The organism is Pseudomonas sp. GM24 (assembly GCF_000282235.1).
Taxonomy (GTDB): domain Bacteria; phylum Pseudomonadota; class Gammaproteobacteria; order Pseudomonadales; family Pseudomonadaceae; genus Aquipseudomonas.
Window position 1 is genome coordinate 1 of record NZ_AKJR01000150.1, and the last position, 5718, is coordinate 5718.

Consider the following 5718-nt stretch of genomic DNA (forward strand, 5'->3'; position numbering starts at 1 on the left):
CTATACATCGACCTGAAACACTGAGTCGATTATGGATTCACCGACATTCGTTCAGGTCGGTGCATCTCTCGAATATCCCCCATTCGCCCCCTCTCCCTCCGGGCGGTCCGACGTTTCGGGAGGGCTAGGGTGAGGGTAGCGGTGTATTTGACACACTCAAGCCGCCGCCCACGCCTGCAAACTCAAATGCGCCTTCTCCCCCGGCGCCAGATGCAGGCTGTCCGTCCCGCCCGCCGCCGCTTCCACGCACACGAACTCCGAAATCTCATCCCACGTCACGCCCAACAACGGCCGCGCTCCCGGATGCCACACCACCGTGTCCGCGCTGTCCCCGGTATCGATGCACAACTCACGCTGCCAGGCGTGATCTTTCAACTGCAATTCGCCGTCGTGCTGGAACACCCGCTGACAGCCGCCATCCACCCGCAACTCACCTTCCTGCTGGCAAACCTGGCGATTCAACTGGTCATAACCCTGCGCTCCTTCGAGCCCAGACAGCGCTATCTCACCGACATCGCCAATACGCCAGTAAGCATGCAAAGCCTGGCTCAACTGGCACGGCATGTCGTCCTGATGCTCGGTGCTCAGGCGTAATTCCATGCGTTCGCCCAGGTGTGCATGCAAATCAACCTGCCAGTCGCACAGCTGCAATTGCCAATGCAGGCGCACGCCGTCTTCGGCGCTGCTGCTGTCGAGCAACTTCCAGTCGAGCAACCGCGCCCAGCCATGCGATGGCCAGGCGTTTTCGCTCGGATGACGGCCATACCACGGCCAGCACACCGGCACACCACCGCGAATGGCACCCACGTGCGGCCACTTCGCCGCACACCACAACCACGGCTTTTGCCCACGCGGCTGAAAGTGCAGCAACTGCGCGCCCTGACGACTGAACACCGCCTGACACAGCGGGTGATCGATCACCAAGACGTCGCGCATCTGATAGCGCTCCCAAGCGAAAACCGGTTGTTCACGCAGGGATTTGAAGAAGCGTTGTAGCGGATGCTCATGCATTGGCCACGGTTCCGAATTCAACTGTCACGGGGATTACTGCCCCTCAAAAAAAAGCGGACAGCCTGGGCTGTCCGCAAATATGCGCACATAGAGAGGAGCTTATCGCAGACGCGTTAGAACGTAGACTGAATTTTCAGGCCAGCGACCAATGCGTTGTCCACTTCATCCACACCGCCCGGGTGAGTGATGTACTGCAGGTTAGGACGTACGGTCAGCCAGTTGGTGACGTGGAAGCCGTAGTTGATCTCGTAGTTGTATTCGGTTTCGCGAATTGGCGAGAACACCGGATTGTCGTAGTCCGACACACCGTTGGAAGCGTTCAGCAGCTCGGCGTTTTTCTTCACGTCATCGTTGACGTGGATACGCGCCGCGCCGATACCGACGTCATCCTTCGGACGCGCGTCGAACGGGCCTTTGTAGACGAACATCACCGACTGGTAGTTGTCGATGAAGTTGGTGTCTTTGTCGTGGAACGTGGCGTTGGCCGCGATATTCAGACCGCGAGAAGCATCACCGTTGTGGCTGGTGAGTTGCTGTTGCGCGACGAACCAGTAGCCGCTTTTGCTGCTGTGGGTTTTGTACGCGTCGCCAGTGGTGGCGGCGTCGAAACCGTTGACGTCTTCACGAACGTCGTCGGCATCGGCCGTGCTCTTGTAGTAACCGACGCGGTATTCGCCCGGCAGGCTGTTGACCTTCGGCGACCAGACCAACTCAACCGGCAACACAGTACCTTTGGTGCCGCTGCCGCTGAGTTTGAAGCCGTTGCCGTGTTCCAGCTGCGACGGGTTCTGGTTGTACGCACCGATTTGCGCGTAGAGCTCGTCGTTGATGTTGTACTTCACACGGATCGCGGCCTGGCTGACCGGCCAGTTGTACCAGATGTTGGTTGCCCAGTTACCCACTTGCGAACCACAGAACGCGAGGTTCTGGAAGTCGCACGGGAAGGTGTTGAAGTCTTCGCCTTCACCGAAGTAACCGGCCTTGACGTCGAGTTTGTTGTCGAAGAACTGGTGCTGAATCCACAACTGGGTCAGACGCACCATGTGGCCACGACCGTAAACTTCTTGCGAGGAGCTCAAGGTGCCGGCACGCGGATCGCCAACGCGGTCGTTGGAGATGTTGTAACCGTTACGGTTGGTCAGCTGGATCTTCGCCTGGGTGTTATCCCAGCCCCAGAGCTTTTGCAGATCGAGTGCCACGCCCAGACCGAACTGGTCAGCGTAACGCGCGGTCTTGTCGTCGTTGTAGCCACCGTTCAGGTTGCCACCGACTTCCCCAACGTAGTCAGCCTTGATGTCGATACCCTGCTCGATCAGCTTGGTACGCTCGCCACCCCAGTCGCCGGTCATCCATTTCGAATCGGAACTGAAGGCATCCGCCGCCATGGCGTTACCGGCCAGCACCAAGGCCGCCGCAGCCGACACTTGGCAGATCAACCGGGCATTGACGTGTTTCTTTTTCATCCCTACATCCTCGTCTTTATTGTTATTAACTGTTTTTATCTAACGCGGTTTACATAAATTGCGATGGATTACAGGCAATCCACCGCGTGCTCCTTTTGGAATCCAATCCCTGTGGGAGCTGGCTTGCCAGCGATGGCGGTGCTTCAGGCGACATCCATGTTGGATGTGCCGGCCTCATCGCTGGCAAGCCAGCTCCCACATGACCGCATTCCAGCATTGATCTTCAGCGGCCTTTGAATTGCGCCACGTTCGCAGACCGCGCATCGGTCTGTGGTTGGCCGGCAGTGCCGAGGCGCTCACCGGTCTTGGCATCGAACAACAACACTTTCGACGGATCGAATTGCAGCGTCAGGTTCTCGCCCACCTGCGGTGCCACGTCCGGCGCCAGACGGCAGCAGACTTTGGTTTCATTGAGGTTGACGAATACCAGCGTGTCCGGGCCGGTCGGCTCAGTCACCTGCACTTCGGCACGAATGCTTGGCAGGCCATTGCCCTCACCGTTCGCCAACACGATTTGCTCCGGGCGCAGGCCGAGGATCACTTCGCGATCTTCGAGCCCGGCGTCCTGCATGCTCATCGGCAGCTCGCAACGCGCCTGACCGCTGTCGAGCAGCGCCAGCAGACGACCGTCCTTGCGTTGCAGACGCAGCGGAATGAAGTTCATCGGCGGTGAACCGATGAAACTCGCGACGAACAGGTTGGCCGGGTCGTTGTAGATCTCTTTTGGCGTGCCGAACTGCTGAATGATGCCGTCCTTCATCACCGCAACCTTGTCGCCCAGGGTCATCGCTTCGATCTGGTCGTGGGTCACGTAGACCGTGGTGGTTTTCAGGCGCTGATGCATCAGTTTCATTTCGGTGCGCATCTCGACGCGCAGCTTGGCGTCGAGGTTGGACAGCGGTTCGTCGAACAGATAAATCTTTGGTCGACGTGCCAGTGCACGGCCCATCGCCACACGCTGCTGCTGACCACCGGAAAGCTGACCCGGCTTGCGATTGAGCAGGTGCTCGATCTGCAGCAGTTTGGCCACGCGCGCGACTTCTTCATCGATCGCCGACTGCGGCATCTTGCGAATCTTCAGACCGAACTCAATGTTCTCGCGCACGCTCATGGTCGGGTACAGCGCGTAGGACTGGAACACCATGGCGATGTCGCGATCCTTCGGGCTCATGCCGCTGACGTCTTGATCACCGATCATGATCGCGCCGCCGGTGATGGTTTCCAGACCGGCGATGCAGTTCATCAAGGTCGATTTGCCGCAGCCCGACGGGCCGACGAGGATCAGGAACTCACCGTCCTTGATCGACAGTTCAATGTTCTTCAGGGTGTCCGGCAGGCCGGCACCGTAGGTCTTGTTGACGTTGCGAAGTTCGAGCGTTGCCATGATTACCCCTTGACTGCGCCGGCCGTCAGCCCGCGCACGAAATACTTGCCTGCGACCACATAGACCAGCAGGGTCGGCAGGCCGGCGATCATCGCCGCTGCCATATCAACGTTGTATTCCTTGGCGCCGGTGCTGGTGTTGACCAGGTTGTTCAGCGCTACCGTAATCGGCTGCGAATCACCGCTGGAGAACACCACACCAAACAGGAAGTCGTTCCAGATCTGGGTGAACTGCCAGATCAGGCAAACCATGATGATCGGCGTCGACATCGGCAGAATGATCCGGCGGAAAATCGTGAAGAAACCCGCGCCGTCCAGACGTGCAGCTTTCACCAGCGCATCCGGAATGCTCACGTAGTAGTTACGGAAGAACAGCGTGGTGAACGCCAGACCGTAAACCACATGGATAAACACCAGGCCGGTGGTGGTGCTTGCCAGGCCCATCTTGCCGAGGGTGAACGAGGCTGGCAGCAGCACGGTCTGGAATGGCAGGAAGCAGCCGAACAACAGCAGACCGAAGAACAGCTGCGAACCACGGAAGCGCCAGAACGACAGCACATAACCGTTCAACGCACCGATGGCGGTGGAGATGATCACGGCCGGAACGGTGATCTTGATCGAGTTCCAGAAGTAACCGTCAACCGTGGCCCAGGCCTTGACCCAGCCAATGCCGCTGACCACGGTCGGCCAGCTCAGCAGGTTGCCGGTGCTGATGTCTTCCGGAGTCTTGAAGCTGGTCAGCAACATGACCACCAGCGGCACCAGATAAAGCAGTACGGCGAGGATCAGCACCGCGTAGATCGCGATGCGACTCAGGCTGATCGCAGGTTTGGCAGCGAGACTAGTCATTGCGCTTGGTCCTCAGCTCGGAATACAGGTAAGGCACGATGATCGCGAGGATCGCACCGAGCATCAGAATCGCACTGGCCGAGCCCATGCCCATCTGGCCGCGACTGAAGGTGAAGGAATACATGAACATCGCGGGCAGGTCGGAGGAGTAACCCGGGCCGCCGGCAGTCATCGCCGCGACCAGGTCGAAGCTCTTGATCGCGATGTGCGCCAGAATCATCACCGCACTGAAGAACACCGGACGCAGGCTTGGCAGCACCACTTTCCAGTAGATCGTCGGCATGCTCGCGCCATCGATCTGCGCGGCACGGATGATCGATTGATCAACACCACGCAGGCCGGCAAGGAACATCGCCATGATGAAGCCCGAGGCTTGCCACACAGCGGCGATCACCAAGCAGTAAACCACGCGATCGGGGTCAATCAGCCAGTCGAGACGGAAGCCTTCCCAGCCCCAGTCACGCAACAATTTGTCCAGGCCCATGCCCGGGTTGAGCAGCCATTTCCACGCGGTACCGGTGACGATCATCGAGAGCGCCATCGGGTACAGGTAAATGGTGCGGATAAAGCCTTCGCGACGGATGCGCTGATCGAGGAACACCGCCAGCAGCACGCCGATCACCAGGGTGATGCCGATGAACATACCGCCGAACACCGCGAGGTTTTTGCTCGCGACCCACCAGCGATCGTTGTCGAACAACCGCGCGTATTGCGCCAGACCGGCCCACTTGTAGTTGGGCAGGAAAGTCGAGGTGGTGAACGACAGCACGAACGTCCACAGGATGTAGCCATAGAAGCCCACCAGCACGATGAACATGCTCGGCGCCAGCACCAGTTTGGGTAGCCAGCGTTGCAATGCATCGAACGGCGAGGCCTTGCTGAACACAGCAACAGAACTCATGGGGAAATCCAGTACGAGAGAAAAGGACTACTTGGGCAACTCGCCCCCTTGTAGGAGTGAGCCTGCTCGCGATTGCGGTGTGTCAGTTGATAAATCTGTTACCTGACCAAC

Annotated in this window: 5 protein-coding genes; all 5 read right to left on the bottom strand. The window is 58.8% G+C overall.

Annotated elements, in window-relative coordinates; genetic code table 11:
- Positions 1 to 156 precede the first annotated feature (156 nt).
- The 5 genes from PMI23_RS17425 to PMI23_RS17445 all read right to left on the bottom strand — a co-directional run bounded on the left by PMI23_RS17425 (position 157) and on the right by PMI23_RS17445 (position 5607).
- Positions 157 to 1011 carry a D-hexose-6-phosphate mutarotase gene (locus PMI23_RS17425; protein WP_007917868.1) on the bottom strand — a complete coding sequence of 285 codons (855 nt, stop codon included), beginning with the start codon at positions 1009 to 1011 and terminating at the stop codon, positions 157 to 159.
- A gap of 113 nt (positions 1012 to 1124) precedes the next feature.
- Positions 1125 to 2474, bottom strand: a complete 1350-nt coding sequence (locus PMI23_RS17430; RefSeq protein WP_007917870.1) for a carbohydrate porin — start codon at positions 2472 to 2474, stop codon at positions 1125 to 1127.
- Positions 2475 to 2697: 223 nt separating this feature from the next.
- Positions 2698 to 3858 (bottom strand): ABC transporter ATP-binding protein, encoded by a 1161-nt coding sequence (locus tag PMI23_RS17435; RefSeq protein ID WP_007917871.1) that lies wholly within the window; start codon positions 3856 to 3858, stop codon positions 2698 to 2700.
- Between the two features lie 2 nt (positions 3859 to 3860).
- Positions 3861 to 4706 (bottom strand): carbohydrate ABC transporter permease, encoded by an 846-nt coding sequence (locus PMI23_RS17440; protein WP_007917872.1) that lies wholly within the window; start codon positions 4704 to 4706, stop codon positions 3861 to 3863.
- Entirely contained in the window at positions 4699 to 5607 is a 909-nt protein-coding gene (locus PMI23_RS17445) for a carbohydrate ABC transporter permease (protein ID WP_007917874.1), read from the bottom strand. Before PMI23_RS17445 ends, PMI23_RS17440 begins: the two co-directional genes overlap by 8 nt.
- Positions 5608 to 5718: the final 111 nt, after the last annotated feature.